This is a genomic window from Algoriphagus aquimarinus (assembly GCF_007997215.1).
In the GTDB taxonomy this organism is placed as follows: Bacteria; Bacteroidota; Bacteroidia; order Cytophagales; family Cyclobacteriaceae; genus Algoriphagus; species Algoriphagus aquimarinus_A.
In genome coordinates this window covers 112,691-127,584 of the sequence record NZ_VORW01000003.1, presented here as the reverse complement: position 1 = coordinate 127,584, position 14,894 = coordinate 112,691, and the positions used below count along the sequence as shown (strand labels likewise).

Below are 14,894 nucleotides of genomic sequence, written 5' to 3'. Positions count from 1 at the left end.
GATTTTGTCACAAATAGAAATTAGATATGAGTTATATAGATCTGGGGATCTTTGTCGCCTACATGCTGGCTATGCTGGGGGTGGGGTATTTTTACATGAGAAAGAATTCAGGTCAGGAGGATTACTATGTGGGCGGAAGGAATATCGGTCACTGGCATATCGGGCTTTCGGTTGTAGCCACTGATGTAGGAGGAGGTTTCTCCATTGGTCTTGGCGGACTTGGTTTTGTGATGGGAATATCAGGTTCCTGGATGCTTTTTACAGGACTTTTGGGAGCTTGGATAGCTGCGGTAGTATTAATTCCCAGAGTAAAATCAGATCCAGCCTTTGCTAAATTTTTCACTTTTCCTCAGATCATTGGGCATCTGTACAATTCTACTACAGCCAAAGTAGCCGCAGTTATTTGCTTCTTAGGTTATTTGGGATTCACATCTTCTCAGCTTCTCGCAGGAGCGAAGCTCGCTTCTGGCACTTTCGAAGAGCTGGAAATGTCTTATGCTCTTTTGATTATGGGCGCCGTGGCGGTGATTTATACTGTGATGGGAGGATTGAAGGCAGTGATCTACACCGATACGATTCAGTGGATTGTCTTGATGGCGGGATTAATGTTTATAGGCATTCCGATTTCCTACAATTTTGTAGGTGGATGGGAAGGGATCCACAATACTTTGCCACAGGAATTCTTCTCTTTTTCCAATCTGGCTTGGCAGGATTTAGCCAACTGGGGGATCACGATTATTCCGATCTGGTTTGTGGGTATGACCCTATACCAGCGGATCTTTGCAGCGCGTGATGTGCAGTCGGCCAAGAAGGCTTGGTTTATCGCGGGACTATTTGAATGGCCCATCATGGCACTTTTAGGAGTTTCTTTGGGTTTACTATCCAGAGTAGCAGTTGAGCAAGGTGCGCTGGAGGGTTTCACCACAGCGATGGATCCTGAGATGGGACTACCTGTTTTGCTAAGCCAGATCCTACCGGCTGGTATTTTAGGCTTGATGATGTCGGCTTATTTCTCAGCAGTTCTTTCTACAGCAGATTCTTGCCTGATGGCAGCTTCAGGTAATCTTACTACAGATATTTTAGGGAAATATTACACTTCAAAATCTCTTAAAGAGGAGATGAGAATCTCACAGTTGCTGACTTTAGCCATCGGAGTCGTGGCAATTATTATTGCCTGGCAGATGACGGAAGTTTTAAGTTTGATGTTATATTCCTATGCTTTTATGGTCTCTGGACTATTTGTGCCGGTAATAGGAGGTTTGTTCTTTGGACAGACTAGTGCCAAGGCAGCTACTTCGTCCATGATCACAGGAGGTTCTTTGACTGCAGGATTGATTATATCTGAGGTCTCACTTCCACTTGGTTTGGATGCCAATTTATTCGGGCTTACGCTCTCTTTGCTGACTTTTTTGTCAGTGATTTATTATGAAAAATATTATAGTTCAAAGTTAATATCTAAATGATCACACTCGAAACTCTATCAACTATTGACAACGCGACTTATTTACAAAAGAATGAGATTGCGGATTTCCTTTTCCTTCACCTTGGGCAATATGGTGATCCAAAGGACGACATTATGAAATGTCTGGATTATGCCTTGGATCAAAGTATGCACGCAGGAGGTTTTGTAGTGATGGCTCGTGAGAATGGAAAAATTCTCGGTGCGCTTATCATGAATAAGACTGGTATGTCTGGCTATATCCCCGAGAATATCTTGGTTTATATCGCCGTAGATGCAGATCAAAGAGGTAAAGGCATTGGTGGGGAAATCATGGAAATGGCTATCAAAATGGCCAATGGATCTATTGCATTGCACGTAGAGCCAGATAATCCTGCTAAGAAACTTTACGAACGAATCGGCTTTACCAACAAATACCTTGAAATGAGGTTGACTAAGTAAAATGGCTTATCTGACATTAAATAGAGCTAAGCTCAAGGAAAACTATGAGTTTCTCAAGAAGACCTTTACAGATAATGATGTGACTTGGGGAGTTGTGTCTAAACTACTGTGTGGTAACAGACTTTTTTTGCAAGAGCTTATCAATCTTGGTGTAAAGGAAGTTCATGATAGTCGAATCTCGAATTTGGCTATGGTCAAATCCCTTAAGCCTGAAATCCAAACTGTATACATTAAGCCTGTTTCCAAAAGAAATGTGGGCAAAATGGTTCAATTCGCTGACGTGAGTCTGAATAGCGAGTTGGAGACCATCAAATGGATCAGTCGAGAAGCTGTGGAGCAGGGCAAGAAGCATAAGATCATCATTATGGTCGAGACTGGCGATCTTCGCGAAGGTGTAATGGGAGAGCAATTGGTGGAATTTTATTCCCAAATCTTCCAGCTACCAAGCATAGAAGTGATTGGTCTGGGTACTAATTTGAACTGCCTAAATGGGGTGATGCCATCTACAGATAAACTCATTCAGCTCTCACTTTACAAGCAAATAATAGAGCTTAAATTCAACAAGAAAATCCCTTGGGTTTCTGCTGGAACTTCAGTGACGATTCCATTGATGTTGACTCAACAATTGCCTAAAGGAATCAATCATTTTCGAGTAGGAGAAACCTTGTATTTCGGCCTTGATTTGTTTGAGGAAAAAGTGATTAAAGGCATGAATGGAGATGTGTTTGAATTGCATGCTGAGATCATAGAAATGCAGGAAAAGCCACTTTTACCCGTTGGTAATCTGGCCGCTAACCCACAAGGAGAAACTTTGGAGATCGATGAATCCCTTTATGGAAAGAGCTCTTTTAGGGCAATTATAGACATTGGGTTGTTAGACGTAGATCCAAAATATCTGATTCCAAGCGATGAAAAATATGAGATTCTTGGAGGTAGTTCTGATATGTTGATCATCAATCTGGGGGAAAATCCTAACAACTACAAGGTGGGAGATACACTGAATTTCGACATGAAATATATGGGTGCTTTGAGCCTGCTCAACTCGAACTATATCGACAAGAAAGTTATCGAACGCTTGGACTAGGTAATTGCATTTGGCATGATCATGGGAATACAGTCGGGAAACCAACTAGTATTTGACTATGAAAAAAGTATTGTTATTTCTTGCCCTTGGATTCGGAGTAATCCAATTGTCTCACGCCCAATTATCTGCTGATAAGCCAGGAGGATTTGGAGTCAGAGGTGGAGCCAGCCTTTTCAACTTTAGCGGTGACGACGTCTCAGAAAATAATTACACCAATAGAGTGGGATTTCACGTGGGTGGATATACCATGTTGTTTATGACGGATCGTTTGGCTTTGGAGCCAGGAGTTTACTATTCTGTCAAAGGAACGCAAAACGACGACTTCGCAAATAGCAGAGCAATTCTGAATTATGTGGATGTCCCGGTGCTTTTTAGAATGTATCCTGGAGAGGGATTTAATGTCTTTGCTGGACCTCAGATTTCCTTCTTGGCGAGCTCAAAGTTTGAAGGTGATTTCTTCGGAAATACAGTTTCATATGATTCGGATGCAATCAAAGAAACGGACATTGGTCTAGTGCTTGGTGTAGGATATAACCTTCCAAAAGGCTTTAATGTGCAGGCTTCTTATGATTATGGCTTTACACCAATTTTCAAAGACAGCGACGCCGATGTATATAACAGAGGCTTCAAATTGTCTGCTGGCTTTACTTTCTAAGAGAAACGAAATAATGAAAAAATACCTCCGTCTTCATGGCGGAGGTATTTTTGTTTGATCACAGGGAGTCAAAATGGGTCACCCTGAGTGAGAAAAATTTAGAATTCACAAAAGAGAGATGGTGGTGTCAGCCTGAGCACTTGAGAGACGAGAGTCTCGAAATCGAAGGCTCTTTAAAATAAGTGAAGTTATTGTCCTCGACTACGCTCGGACTGACACGATTTGGTGTGAAAAATATAATTCGTCATTGGTAGCGAAGTCGAAGTCTCTTTATATTACAAGTGAAATTATTGTCCTCGATCCCGATAGCTACGGGACGCTCGGACTGACACGCTTTCCGTATCTTCAAATTAAGCTGTCATTTGTAGTGAATTCGTATTCCTAATTTATAATAGGCTATTAATTCATACTGTTTATCCAATCTTTGATCAACTGTACGCCTTCTTTATGGACTGTGGTTCTGCCTAGTTCAGGCATTGCGATCCCAACTTCAGTGGAATTCATGCGATGGGTAATAATGGATTCATATGCCTTTCCCGGAACTATGTCAAAGTCAAAAGTTCCCGCACCATTTCCAGCCGCGACAGGAATTTTGTTCACCCCAAGTTTTAGAGGATCAGTTTGATCATAAGTTAGAAAAAGGCCTGAGGTACTTGCGGGCCCCGCTGCACTATGACAATGGGAGCAATTGATATCCAAGTAAGCCATCGCTCTTTCTTCCAGAGGAAGATTCTTATCCTCGTAATTGATCATAGCAGGATGTGCTTTTTCTCCTTCGAAACCTTCCAACTTACCTAACTCAGTCCAATGAGTTAATTGGTTGGCTTTTCCCGATTTGTAATCTAACTCATTATTTAAGTGCTGAACTTTCATGTCTATCGGAGCTAAAGTTTCGGATTTGTTATGACAGGTTTTACACTGATTTTTATTCGGCACGATGTAATTGATCACCTGATCTTTTCCCTGGTAATCGGTAAATGAAACTTCGATTTCGCCACCTACTACTTTTAGAATTGCCTCGGTCTGACTTTCATTCCAGATGTACGGGTAGGCTACCCAGCCTTTTTCGCTAATAATCAAGAATCCGAGTAGTTGATAAACTTCATGCCTTGACTTTTGTCAAATAATGAGATTTGACTCTGTCAAAAAGTAATAATCCATGGTATAAAAGCTCTGTTTTAGAAATTCATTATATAAATATTCTTTTTGCTAATTTGCTAATTTGCTGATGCCTTCTAAACTTATTCAACTATGCTAAGAAAATCCCTGACGTTTATTTTGCTGATCATTCTTTTTTCAGCGCAAAAACCAAAAGAGAATGGTATCAAGGATCTTTTCAAAGATAGCTTTCACATAGGAGTAGCGGTGAATGCGCAGCAGGTTTCAGGTAAGGAGCCAAAAGCCTTAGCAATACTAACAGAGCATTTCAATAGCTTAAGTTCTGAGAATGGATTGAAATGGGCTTTGGTGCACCCGAAGCCGGAAGTTTATGACTTTGGTTTTGGAGATGCCTATGTGGCTTTGGGAGAAAAAATGGGTGCATTTACGATTGGGCATTGCTTGGTTTGGCATCAGCAGATTCCAAATTGGGTTTTTGAAGATGAATCTGGGAATATGCTGAACAAAGACGGCTTGATTTCCAAAATGGAGGATCATATCGAAACTGTAGCTGGTCGCTACAAAGGCAAAATCCAAGGCTGGGACGTAGTCAATGAGGCTTTCAATGAAGACGGGAGTTTTCGGGAGTCGAAATGGTACAATATCGCGGGAAAGGATTTTATCAAAGCAGCTTTTCGCAAAGCTCATGAGGTAGACCCAGATGCAGAACTTTATTATAATGACTACAATGTGTGGAAGTCTTCGAAGCGCAAAGGGATTTTGGAGCTGGCGAAAGAAATGAAATCGGAGGGGATTCGGGTTGATGCCATAGGAATGCAGGGGCATTACATGCTGGGAGGTCCTTCACTGGAGGAAATAGAGCAGGGAATAATTGAAATCGCTGAAGCTGGATTCAAGGTTGTGATTACCGAACTTGATGTGGATGTACTTCCTCGTCCTAATAATGCACAGGGCGCTGATTTGAATATCAATTTTGCTAATTCACCAGAATACAATCCTTTTGTGAATGGAATTTCTCCTGAAGCTGAAGCGAAACTTGCTCAGCGATATGGTGATCTTTTTCAGCTATTCCAAAAGCATAAAGACAAAATCAGTAGAGTGACTTTATGGGGCTTGCACGATGGCAGAAGTTGGTTAAACAATTTTCCAGTTCGTGGACGCACCAATTATCCTTTACCTTTCGATCGGGATTTGAAGTTGAAAGAGGATGTTTTTGCTAAGCTGAAAGAGGTCTCTGAGCAGTGATCGATGAATTGAAGGCAGATCACTGCTCAGACCCTATTATGGATTGGTAGACCAGAACTCCACGTTTTTCACCAAAGCTCTTTTCGGTAATTTCAAGTGAGAAACCAACAATTCTGCAAAATCCTCCGGTTGCAGCACTGTGTCAGGATTTCCATCTGTCAGGTTATTTCCGATAGCCAGATCGGTGGCAATTGTGCTAGGAGTCATGCTGAAAACACGAATATCTGATTTTCTGACTTCCATCATCAATGATTCAGTTAGGCCGTTCAGTCCAAACTTGGATGCGCTGTATGCACTTGTCATGGCATTTCCCTTTTGACCAGCTGTAGAGGATACATTTACAATGTCGCCAGACTTGCGGGCTAGCATTCCTGGTAATACTTCATGAATCACGTAATAAACCCCAAGCAGGTTGACTTTGATCATGTTTTCCCATTCGGAAACTTCCAGATCTAGGAATTTGCCAAACTTGCCAACACCCGCATTATTTACCAAAATATCAGGAACTCCAACTTCAGAGATCAAGGAAGCGATTGCAGTTTTGATACTAGAGAAGTCAGACTGATCTGCAACGGCATAGCTTACTTTCAACGAAGAGTCGATTCCTGCTACGATATCTTTGACAGCCTGCAGATCTGATTCTGTTCTGGATAAAAGTGCGAGATGAACTCCTTCTTTGGCCAAAGCCAGAGCTATTGCTTTACCCAGTCCTTTTCCTGCGCCGGTGATCAGCGCTATTTTTCCTTTTAGAGATTCCATGGTTTTGTGTTGATAGTTATTAGACAGAAAACAGCTGGAGTGAATTTGAGTTCAGTTGGGAGGCTTTTTAGCAAAAAAAACTCTTCCTCTCTGGTTTTAACAGAAGGGAAGAGCTTGATTTTTGGATTCACAAAGCATCAGGATTATTTCTTCGTAAACATCTCAATCGTATAATCCAATAGCTCCGTTCCGCCAATTTTTCCATGACCGGGAATAACGATGAGTGTCTCAGGAAATGCAGATTTTACATTCCGAACGGTTGCAGGCCACGCTGCTACATTTGCATCTTCCAGATTGCCATTTCCTACACCAAGAGCTTTGATCATACATCCGCCGAAAATGACCTTGTCCGTAGGCACATATGCTACGAAATTGTCTTTAGTATGTCCTTCTCCCAAGAACTGGTTGGTAACTTTTAGATTTCCAGCCTCTAAAATCAACTTCTTTTTGAATCCATTCTTTGGAGTAGGATATCCTGCCGTTTTCGCCAAAGCTATAGTCCGATCAGAAGCGTAAGAAGGTATTCCTTTGGAGTGAAATTCATTCAGTCCGCCTAAGCAATCCCAGTGGAAATGTGTTGCGACGACTCCTTTTACTTTTACTTGTTGATCTTTCTCCAGCCAGTTTATCAATTCTAAACTTGCTTCATCATTTGCTGGAGTGTCAAAAACCAGGGCCTCATTTTCATTCATGACGATCATTCCGTTACAAGCCACTTTTCCAAAATCATCCGTATTCAGGTAGCTGATGTGCACGAAGGTGTTTGGACTGATTTGCTCGATCTGAAGTGTTTCGGTTTTGTGTAGTATTTCTTGTGCAAAACAAACATTTGCCGAAAGTGAAAAGAGAGTAATTAGGCTGGAAATGAGGTGTTTCATACTGGGTTTGGAAAATATTTTGGAGGAATTTAAACTGAGTATTCGAAGAGTACAGGTTCAAATTGCTTTGAATCATACCGTAGATAGGCCAGCGATTTTTCCAATTCCTCTGTAGAAAATGTAAGCTGAAAATGTGCCAAGATTTGTGATAGTGTATTAAGGAAATCAGGGTAGTGCACAAACAATTCATGTCCATTTTGGGCAGCTATAGCATGTTTCCTATGTCCTTCTATTATGCTTCGTAGGTAACTTTCAAAATCAACGCTACTTGAGGTGTTTTCTACAAAATGTTTCCTTAAAATATCTACAGGATGATACCACCAATCAATAAAGCCACCATCTTTATTTTTCAGTGTCTGTACAAGTTTCTCTGACTCCCTATCAATATATATCCAGGGCGTATTTGGATAGAGTTTGTGGAAGAAATGAATCAAGAATACATTCCAAGAGGTTAATTTGAAAATTATCGACTCTTTTTCATCCCCTGATATTCGATAAGCCTCAATTATTTGCTTTAACTGTGTGAGGACTTGGGCTTCTGGTAGTTGATTCAAAAGATAAGAAAGCAATAGTCCATTGATTGATTCCGGTTCTGAAATCATTCTTACTTGAAAAGATGAACCAAGCATTCTTCCTAGCAAAGTGGAACCACAGTGCGAAGTGTGGAAGATAAAACCCTTGATAGGAAGAAGTTGAGATTCAGGTGGCGCAAGGTTGTCTTCTAAGCTGAATGTTTTACGCTCCGCGTATTGTTTTCTCAGTGCATCTACCCCTTGATTGAAAAAAGGGTAGTTGAAGACATCGGGTGATAGATTTTCACAATAGGTGGTAGGAGGCCCACAAACAGACGTGTAAGTTGGAAATCTGAATGATTTAAGCATGAATTCAGCAAAACAACATAGATAGAAGAGGCCCGCACACAGTGTCGGTTATTCGCACCAGTAAGTGCGGGCCCAGATTAGATTATTTCCTCAATGTCTCCAAATAACTAACCAAGTCTACCAACTCAGTTTCCGAAAGTGGGAATTTTGGCATAAGTGATTCATCAAGTTGGGTGACGCTTTCCACGTTCACAAGCTTATAGATCTTCTGCTCGCTTGTGCCTACAAGTTTTACAACAAGGTCATTTTCAGTTTTGGAGTTGACAATACAAGTAAACTCAGTGCCGTCTTTCATTTTTACGAGTTGAGTTTCGTAGCCAAATCCCATGCCTTCGGATGGATTGATCACTGCATTGAAAAGCCCTTCTTTGGAAAGTTTGTCTCCGATTTCTGTTAGGCCTGGGCCAAAATCAACTCCTTCATTCCCGATTTTATGACATGATACGCAGTAATTTGAAGCGATGGTTTTTCCATTTTCTATCGATCCACTTGCTGCGACCAATTTGGCAATGTCATATTGCTTGGCTGTAGTGCTGCCAAATTTTTCAGTCGCTTCAGTTCGGATATTTCCATTCCAGGAAGAAAGAAGAATTTTCTGAGCTATCGGAAGCATATCTGCAGGGATTTTATCCGCTTTCGCCAGCTCCATTAGGTAGGGTTCAGAATTATAACCTTTCGCAGCTTCCATCGCAGCTGTTCGTATTTCCACTGGTTTTGATTCGTCAGTGTATATCTCAGCCAAAAGTTTGGCCATAGCCTCATTGTCTATAGTCCCAAATTTCTCAATGGATGAGATAGCTTTTGATTGATCAGAATCAGCAAAAGCCTTTTTGATTTCATTCATGCCATACAGTGAAGCATAGCTATTGGCAGCCATCTGAGAATGTTGGTTGTTGTCCGATTGGTAAATCATCTTCTCCAATCTTACCTTTTGATCTGTCAAGGCGTACTTGCTCACAACGTCCAAAAAGTCGCGGTCATCGGCGATACTTCCCGCTGTTTGTTTGGCAAGTGAAAGTATCTGTCTATCGGGGTTTTTTGGGTCAAAGCTGATCTGTCTCAAAATAATGAGCTGATCTTCTTCTGAAGCACTAGCTAGGAGGGATTTTAGAGTTGCATTTTTAGCTGAAGCCGACTGGAAGTCCAAAGCTCTATAATAAGCTTGATTGTTTCTGCCAGGCTGTGTAAGGATGATTTTTCCTAAAAGCTCAGCTGTATTAGAAGCCCGTGATCTCCATACAATATCCTTCGCAACTTGGTTCTCCATCCAGCCAGAACCGCTTGCTTCCAGGTATTTTGGTAAATAATCATCCCAAAAACCTTCTGCAGCAATACCCAAAGCCTCCAAATACCAGCGGTCTCCGCTTTCATAACCATCGACAAGCTTCAGCCATACTTCAGGATTGGATTTGTATCGGATCGCTAATGCAACTTCTCTTCGAACTTGAGCTGACTCATCACCTGCCATTTCCAGCAAGAATGATACATCACTCAATTTATTGTTTCTATACGCACGAATAGCAGCCACTCGGATATTCTCATCCGAATCTGTAGCCGCAGTTTTGATGTAGTCGTTGCCATTGGAAAGTTTGGTAAGTACCCAGAATGCTCTGGCTCTCATTCGACTTTCGCCTGCAGTAAAAAGTTTCTCCAACGCATCTTTTGCTTCATCTCCTTTTTTCACCAAAGCCATGAAAGCTTTAAAGTGAGTTGCACGATTTGGACTTTGAAGTAAATTGATCAAAGAAGAAATGCTGGTGTAATCAGGTTTGCTTACTTTATAATCCACGCCTTTTGGTGCGAGTCTGTAGACTCTACCTTTGTCCTGATCTCCCATCGCATGACCACCAACTCCCGGATCGTACCAATCTGAAATGAAGAGAGAACCATCAGGTGCTACAGTCACATCAGAAGGGCGAAACCAATTATCTCTAGGATTGCCATCAAGTAGATTAATGATTTTAGCATTGAATCCTGCGCCTGAAGGGACGGTGGGATAGGCTCTTACGATATTAGGACCTGCATCTGAGTGAATGACTTGATTTTGATATTCTTCTGGAAGTAATTTTCCCTCGTAAACCAAAATTCCAGTAGGTGAACCAGCGTAAGTTTGAAGGAGGTTTGGTACCACACCAGGATCATTCAAGTGCCAATGCTGCTGATAAACAGAGTCTTCCATGTTGATTCTTCTTGATCTCCAGTCGGCGCCAGTGAATTCATCTTTGAAACCATAGTTACCATAATCCATCACGTAGTTGATTCGAGTGCTTCGGTTGCCATCATCATCGTTGTCAGACTGCCACATTCTACCGTAGCTATCTGTCGCTACTTCATAGTTGTTTCTAAAGTTCCAGCCCAGTACTTCGACATCTGATCCATCAGGATTCATGCGGAAAACCATTCCTTCTTTATAAGGTTGAGTTTTGTTATTTACGGGTCTGCCCAGTGGATCCAAAATCGGAGTGCCGTCAGCATAGTGTAAACCTTCTCCGGCATTTCCATAATTGAAATACAATTTGCCATCAGGGCCAAAGGTGAAGGAGTGCATTCCATGATCATGCTGTTCTCCGCCTACACCTTCAAATAAAATCTCTTTTTTCTCTGGAACATCATCGCCATCTGCATCGGTAAATACATATACATATGGACTGACAGAGACGTAAACTTTGTCTCCGAGGACAGCGATTCCCAAGGCCGCGTTGATATCATTTCCCTGATAGAAAACTTTGGATTCATCGGCTACACCATCTCCGTCTGTGTCTTCCATAATGAGGATTCTGTCACCCTCCTCTTTGGTGGGATTTCTTGGGTTCAGAGCAGAACGATAATTGTATGCTTCCGCGATCCATACGCGTCCACGGTCATCGATGTCCATGTTGGTTGGATTTGACATCATAGGTTCAGAGGCAAAAAGTGTGAGTTCTAGTCGCTCATCCTCGACGATGATTCCATCTATAGCGTGTTCTGAAGATCGTTTTTGCTCGTCGCTGAGCTGAGAATATTGTTCATCTGTGAGTAATTCAGGTTTTTTTTCACATGAAAAAAGTGAAAATCCCAGCAGGCTGAGGACAGTAAATTTCTTAAACATAGGATTGGAGGTTAATAGGGATTTAAGATATAAAAATCAAATTAAGGAAAAGATATGAAATGGGAATAGATGAATGATAAAAGGTAGGAGATAAGCTCGTTCACTTCCAAATAAGCAAAATTTTTATACGCAATAAGTTAATCCATCTCATCGTGTTTTCAGTGAAAAAATGAGTCTGTGCATATGTATCCTTTCCTCTCAAAATCTTATGTTTATAGGATGAACAAGTCCTTTAAACTTACACTGCTCACATTTTTATATCTCATAGCAAATGCTTCTCAGGCACAGGAAATCCGATGGTACAGTGATGGTCCAGAGATGATGCAAGCGCTTGAAGGCAGAGGTTGGGAGGATATTGGATTTAATCGCCTGCCTGATTCTGCTGAAAACATAGTCAGACTACCTGTGTGGAATTTGTCCAGACAGACCACAGGTCTAGCTCTGCGCTTTACCTCTGATAGTCCGGAAATCCAAGTTTCTTATACTCCGACTTCATCTCGATTGGAAATGCCGCATATGGCAGCGACTGGCGTAAGTGGGGTGGATCTGTATGTAAAAGATGGTTCTGGTAAGTTGTTATGGGTAAGAGGGAATTACAAGTTTGGCGAAAAGGTAACGTATCAGTTTCAGTTAGATAATGAATCTGGAATACAAAAAGAATTTCAGCTTTTCCTGCCTCTTTATAATGGGTTGAATGGTTTGGAGATTGGAGTGCCAGCAAATAAAAATTTTGAGTTCACTCCGAAAAGAACGGAAAAGCCAATTTTAGTATATGGTACTTCCATTGCTCAGGGAGCCTGCGCTTCTAGACCAGGTATGGCTTGGACAAATATTGTGGCAAGGGAAATGAATATGCCAATGATCAATTTGGCATTTTCCGGAAATGGTAGAATGGAGAAAGAAGTGATCGAATACGTCTCTCAGATCGATCCTGCAATTTTCATCTTAGACTGTCTGCCAAATCTAGGCCCAGGAGCGGGGTTCAGTTCAGGTGATATAAAAGAAAAGATCAGCTATGCAGTAACCACTCTTCGTGCTAAAAATCCTGACACACCAATTTTATTGACCGAACATGCAGGATATTCTGATGGCTTGGTCTATAAACCTCGAGCTGAGATTTATGAAAACTTGAATAGCTGGCTTAAGGAAAGTTTTGCTTTATTGAATGAGCAAGGAGTTACTGGGATTTATACATTAACCAAAGATGAAATTGGCTTGGGGACGGAGGATTTTGTGGATGGAACACACCCGACAGATTTGGGGATGTCAAAGTATGCTTCTGCTTATGCTAAAAAATTAAAAGAGATATTAAAATGAAGGAGTACTTCAAGAACTTATTTGAATACAATTATCAATGCAATCAAGCCTTGATAGAGAAGCTGGTGGGAGCTCAGGAAAATTTGGATCCGAGAATTCTCCGCTTGCTTGGTCATGTTCTGAGAGCTCATGAAATCTGGAACTCAAGAATTGATAGGATTAAGCTTTCGAAAGGTCCTTGGGAACCCGTTCCAATTGGTTTTATGGAATCTATGGATTCTGCCAATTATGAAGCAAGTAAGAGGATTTGTGAAGATAGTAATCTGGATGAAGTCATTAGCTATACCAATTCCCTAGGGGACGATTATAGCAATAGGATCTCTGATATTTTGACGCATTTGATCAATCATGGTACGTATCACAGAGGGCAGATAGCTATGCTTATGCGTGAAGTAGGAATGGAGGCAATACCCAGCGATTTCATCTACTTTAAACGATGAGTTAGGCGGGCTTCAAATACCTTTTTATTGGCTAAATCCCGCCATAATATCGGACAGTTTTTCTCGCAGAATCGGCAGAACCAGGGTAGTTGTATTCAAAATAATAGTGGTTTTGTTATCGGGTAGAATGCTTATTCTACCAGAACGCTACAGCGGATTTGTGTTTTCTGATTTCTATTGAAAAAAAATGTAAACGAAGATCATCTAAGGGTCACTCCTATACTGCTATGCTTTCTTACAAATAAGAAAGTGGAAAGGGTAGCTTTGATCTGTTAAGTGAGATAGGAAAAATAACATGAGACTAATCAGTCTATTGACCACATGCCTACTTTTTGGCTACGGGCTTCTTTTTCAAGTTTTTTGAAATACTCCGCATACTTGACATTTGGAGGGAAAGTAGCCGCAGTTGCATACCCGTCTTTTACTAACAAAGCATTTAAAAATCTGCCATCTTCTAGATAAACATAGGCCAAAGTTCTTTTGTAGCGGTCATATCTCCCAACATCATATACGAGCCTTACTTTTTTACCGGTGAGAAGCATCTTCACATATGCTGAGGCTTCTTTTCCAAAATATTCAATTTCTGTCCTCCCTGTTCTTCTGGCTTCTGGGGTATCGATCCCAATCAATCGGATTTTTTCATTTATTCCATCCTCATTAATCACCCAAAAAGTGTCTCCATCTACGAATTTTGAAATCTTTAAAAGCTCCGTTTGCTGCTGGGCAGTTGCGGAAATAGTGAAAATAATAAAAATAAAAACCAGATAGGTTTTCAGGAAGCTGTGCATTTCTCTAGGTTTGAAATACTAAGGAAGGTTTTAATTTTAAAATATGTTTAAGAGTTCAGCTTCTTTTTGGGGTAGGCTATGGAATTGAGAGAGATGAAGGATGAAGAATTTGATGCACTTTATCCAATTAAAATTAGAAAACTTTCCAGTACACACTGGACGCCAGTGGATGTAGCTAAGAAAGCTGTGGAATTTTTGTGCGGAATTGAAGGCAAATCCATTTTGGATTTAGGTTCTGGAACTGGAAAGTTCTGTTTGATCGCTGCGGCAAATGTGGAGATTAAAATTACAGGGGTAGAGCAGCGCGAGAATCTTGTTCAGATTTCACGAAAACTAGCAGCTAAGTTTCATCTTCAAAATCTAAATTTTATTCATGATGATTTGATTAATCTTGATTTCAGTAATTATGATGCCTTTTATTTTTTCAATTCCTTTGAAGAAAACATCAATCTCACAGATAAGCTGGACAAAGATAATCGTATCAACCTCGAGCTGTACCATTCTTTAATCACAATAATCAGAGATAAATTTGATGGGTTGCCCATCGGTACCAGAATCGTCACTTACTGCGGTGATGCTACCGAGATCCCGGCCGACTACTTGCTGATTAAATTCAGTAACAAAGGCAAGTTGAGGTACTGGGAGAAGCTGAGCTAAATGAGTGATCTGCCTATTTTTCAGTTCTCAAAGTGGTAGAGAAGCTACTTGATTCAAAAAAAAAATACTAATATCATAAGCCT

14 protein-coding genes are annotated in these 14,894 nt (G+C 40.9%); 8 read left to right on the top strand and 6 right to left on the bottom strand.

What is annotated here, in order from left to right:
• Window positions 1-26: 26 nt before the first annotated feature.
• From ESV85_RS07800 to ESV85_RS07785, 4 genes are read left to right on the top strand one after another with little or no spacing between them, the layout of a single operon-like run.
• Window positions 27-1,463 (top strand): sodium:solute symporter, encoded by a 1,437-nt coding sequence (locus tag ESV85_RS07800; RefSeq protein WP_146916346.1) that lies wholly within the window; start codon window positions 27-29, stop codon window positions 1,461-1,463.
• Window positions 1,460-1,900 (top strand): GNAT family N-acetyltransferase, encoded by a 441-nt coding sequence (locus ESV85_RS07795; RefSeq protein WP_146916344.1) that lies wholly within the window; start codon window positions 1,460-1,462, stop codon window positions 1,898-1,900. Before ESV85_RS07800 ends, ESV85_RS07795 begins: the two co-directional genes overlap by 4 nt.
• Before the next feature lies 1 nt (window position 1,901).
• Window positions 1,902-2,984: an alanine racemase gene (locus tag ESV85_RS07790; protein WP_146916342.1), complete on the top strand. Its 1,083-nt coding sequence runs from the start codon at window positions 1,902-1,904 to the stop codon at window positions 2,982-2,984.
• A 58-nt stretch (window positions 2,985-3,042) separates the two neighbouring features.
• Complete coding sequence (locus ESV85_RS07785; protein ID WP_146916340.1) at window positions 3,043-3,639, top strand: porin family protein; 597 nt, start codon at window positions 3,043-3,045, stop codon at window positions 3,637-3,639.
• Window positions 3,640-4,038: 399 nt separating this feature from the next.
• Here ESV85_RS07785 and ESV85_RS07780 read toward each other — a convergent pair whose 3' ends face one another.
• A complete protein-coding gene (locus ESV85_RS07780; protein ID WP_191321970.1) occupies window positions 4,039-4,719 on the bottom strand; it encodes a hypothetical protein in 681 nt (226 codons plus the stop codon).
• Between the two features lie 171 nt (window positions 4,720-4,890).
• Here ESV85_RS07780 and ESV85_RS07775 point away from each other — a divergent pair, with 171 nt between their 5' ends.
• Window positions 4,891-6,003 carry an endo-1,4-beta-xylanase gene (locus ESV85_RS07775; RefSeq protein WP_146916338.1) on the top strand — a complete coding sequence of 371 codons (1,113 nt, stop codon included), beginning with the start codon at window positions 4,891-4,893 and terminating at the stop codon, window positions 6,001-6,003.
• Between the two features lie 36 nt (window positions 6,004-6,039).
• Here ESV85_RS07775 and ESV85_RS07770 read toward each other — a convergent pair whose 3' ends face one another.
• The 4 genes from ESV85_RS07770 to ESV85_RS07755 form a co-directional block, all read right to left on the bottom strand.
• Entirely contained in the window at window positions 6,040-6,762 is a 723-nt protein-coding gene (locus tag ESV85_RS07770; protein WP_146916337.1) for a 3-ketoacyl-ACP reductase, read from the bottom strand.
• 143 nt (window positions 6,763-6,905) lie between these two features.
• The gene (bla, locus tag ESV85_RS07765) at window positions 6,906-7,640 is read right to left on the bottom strand and encodes a subclass B1 metallo-beta-lactamase (RefSeq protein ID WP_146916335.1); all 735 of its coding nucleotides are present in this window, start codon (window positions 7,638-7,640) and stop codon (window positions 6,906-6,908) included.
• A 29-nt stretch (window positions 7,641-7,669) separates the two neighbouring features.
• The gene (locus ESV85_RS07760; RefSeq protein ID WP_146916333.1) at window positions 7,670-8,521 is read right to left on the bottom strand and encodes a hypothetical protein; all 852 of its coding nucleotides are present in this window, start codon (window positions 8,519-8,521) and stop codon (window positions 7,670-7,672) included.
• Between the two features lie 82 nt (window positions 8,522-8,603).
• On the bottom strand, window positions 8,604-11,609 hold the full coding sequence (locus ESV85_RS07755; protein ID WP_146916332.1) for a PVC-type heme-binding CxxCH protein: 3,006 nt from the start codon (window positions 11,607-11,609) through the stop codon (window positions 8,604-8,606).
• A 219-nt stretch (window positions 11,610-11,828) separates the two neighbouring features.
• Between ESV85_RS07755 and ESV85_RS07750 the strand changes: the two genes are divergently transcribed.
• The gene (locus ESV85_RS07750; protein WP_191321969.1) at window positions 11,829-12,926 is read left to right on the top strand and encodes an SGNH/GDSL hydrolase family protein; all 1,098 of its coding nucleotides are present in this window, start codon (window positions 11,829-11,831) and stop codon (window positions 12,924-12,926) included.
• Entirely contained in the window at window positions 12,923-13,366 is a 444-nt protein-coding gene (locus ESV85_RS07745; protein WP_146916328.1) for a DinB family protein, read from the top strand. The genes ESV85_RS07750 and ESV85_RS07745 overlap by 4 nt, the downstream gene beginning before the upstream one ends.
• A gap of 305 nt (window positions 13,367-13,671) precedes the next feature.
• Here ESV85_RS07745 and ESV85_RS07740 read toward each other — a convergent pair whose 3' ends face one another.
• Window positions 13,672-14,154, bottom strand: a complete 483-nt coding sequence (locus tag ESV85_RS07740; RefSeq protein WP_146916327.1) for a thermonuclease family protein — start codon at window positions 14,152-14,154, stop codon at window positions 13,672-13,674.
• Between the two features lie 78 nt (window positions 14,155-14,232).
• Between ESV85_RS07740 and ESV85_RS07735 the strand changes: the two genes are divergently transcribed.
• Complete coding sequence (locus ESV85_RS07735) at window positions 14,233-14,811, top strand: class I SAM-dependent methyltransferase (protein WP_146916325.1); 579 nt, start codon at window positions 14,233-14,235, stop codon at window positions 14,809-14,811.
• The last annotated feature ends 83 nt before the right edge of the window (window positions 14,812-14,894 follow it).

Excerpts from the sequence above, each read along its gene's own strand:
- ESV85_RS07800 (WP_146916346.1), top strand. The coding sequence starts at position 27 with ATGAGTTATATAGATCTGGGGATCTTTGTCGCCTACATGCTGGCTATG.
- ESV85_RS07795 (WP_146916344.1), top strand. The coding sequence starts at position 1,460 with ATGATCACACTCGAAACTCTATCAACTATTGACAACGCGACTTATTTA.
- ESV85_RS07790 (WP_146916342.1), top strand. The coding sequence starts at position 1,902 with ATGGCTTATCTGACATTAAATAGAGCTAAGCTCAAGGAAAACTATGAG.
- ESV85_RS07785 (WP_146916340.1), top strand. The coding sequence starts at position 3,043 with ATGAAAAAAGTATTGTTATTTCTTGCCCTTGGATTCGGAGTAATCCAA.
- ESV85_RS07775 (WP_146916338.1), top strand. The coding sequence starts at position 4,891 with ATGCTAAGAAAATCCCTGACGTTTATTTTGCTGATCATTCTTTTTTCA.
- ESV85_RS07770 (WP_146916337.1), bottom strand. The coding sequence starts at position 6,762 with ATGGAATCTCTAAAAGGAAAAATAGCGCTGATCACCGGCGCAGGAAAA.
- bla (WP_146916335.1), bottom strand. The coding sequence starts at position 7,640 with ATGAAACACCTCATTTCCAGCCTAATTACTCTCTTTTCACTTTCGGCA.
- ESV85_RS07760 (WP_146916333.1), bottom strand. The coding sequence starts at position 8,521 with ATGCTTAAATCATTCAGATTTCCAACTTACACGTCTGTTTGTGGGCCT.
- ESV85_RS07755 (WP_146916332.1), bottom strand. The coding sequence starts at position 11,609 with ATGTTTAAGAAATTTACTGTCCTCAGCCTGCTGGGATTTTCACTTTTT.
- ESV85_RS07750 (WP_191321969.1), top strand. The coding sequence starts at position 11,829 with ATGAACAAGTCCTTTAAACTTACACTGCTCACATTTTTATATCTCATA.
- ESV85_RS07745 (WP_146916328.1), top strand. The coding sequence starts at position 12,923 with ATGAAGGAGTACTTCAAGAACTTATTTGAATACAATTATCAATGCAAT.
- ESV85_RS07740 (WP_146916327.1), bottom strand. The coding sequence starts at position 14,154 with ATGCACAGCTTCCTGAAAACCTATCTGGTTTTTATTTTTATTATTTTC.
- ESV85_RS07735 (WP_146916325.1), top strand. The coding sequence starts at position 14,233 with ATGGAATTGAGAGAGATGAAGGATGAAGAATTTGATGCACTTTATCCA.